Below are 635 nucleotides of genomic sequence, written 5' to 3'. Positions count from 1 at the left end.
GCTACTACGTGGCACAGCGAGTACTGAAGGGGGACGCCGCCGGTGACGGCAGCATCGTGCGGCGCGTATCGGCGGCGGAGATCGAGGCGGCCGTGGTGGACCAAGTGCGGGCGCTGCTCCGGCAGCCCGAGATCGTGGTCGGCACCTGGATGGCGACACGGACGGAGATGCCGGATCTGAAGGAGGGCGAAGTCCGCGACGCCTTGGCGCGGCTTGACCCTCTCTGGGGTGAGCTCTTCCCGGCCGAGCAGGCGCGGATCGTGCGGACCCTGGTAGAGCGGGTGGTGGTCGGGCCGGCTGGCGCTGACATTCGGCTTCGCGCCGAGGGGCTGGCCGGGCTGGTGCGTGACCTCACCGCCATCGCGCCCAGCGCGCTCATGGCGGCGGCATGACCACGGCAACCAGCATCACGGTCCGGGTGCCGCTGACCATCCGGCGGCCCGGGCGAAAGACGGTGGTAACGCCAGTGCGGTCGGGCGGCGAGATCCAGGTGCCTACCCGCGCCGATCCAGCGCTGGTGAAGGCGCTGGCGCGGGCGTTCCGGTATCAGCGGCTGCTCGACGAGGGACGCTATGCGTCTATTAGCGAGATGGCACAGGCGGAGCGGATCGAGCGAGGATACCTCGGCTCGCTGC

2 pseudogenes are annotated in these 635 nt (G+C 70.6%); both read left to right on the top strand.

The features are described 5' to 3' along the window. A pseudogene (locus E2C06_RS36865) lies at window positions 1-392 on the top strand (recombinase family protein); the annotation flags it as partial. Continuing rightward, window positions 389-635: pseudogene (locus tag E2C06_RS36860) on the top strand (hypothetical protein); the annotation flags it as partial. The pseudogenes E2C06_RS36865 and E2C06_RS36860, both read left to right, overlap by 4 nt.

This window comes from Dankookia rubra, from assembly GCF_004355005.1.
Classification (GTDB): Bacteria; Pseudomonadota; Alphaproteobacteria; order Acetobacterales; family Acetobacteraceae; genus Paracraurococcus; species Paracraurococcus ruber_A.
The sequence above is the reverse complement of the archived record's forward strand: the minus strand, read 5'-3'. Positions and strand labels throughout refer to the sequence as shown.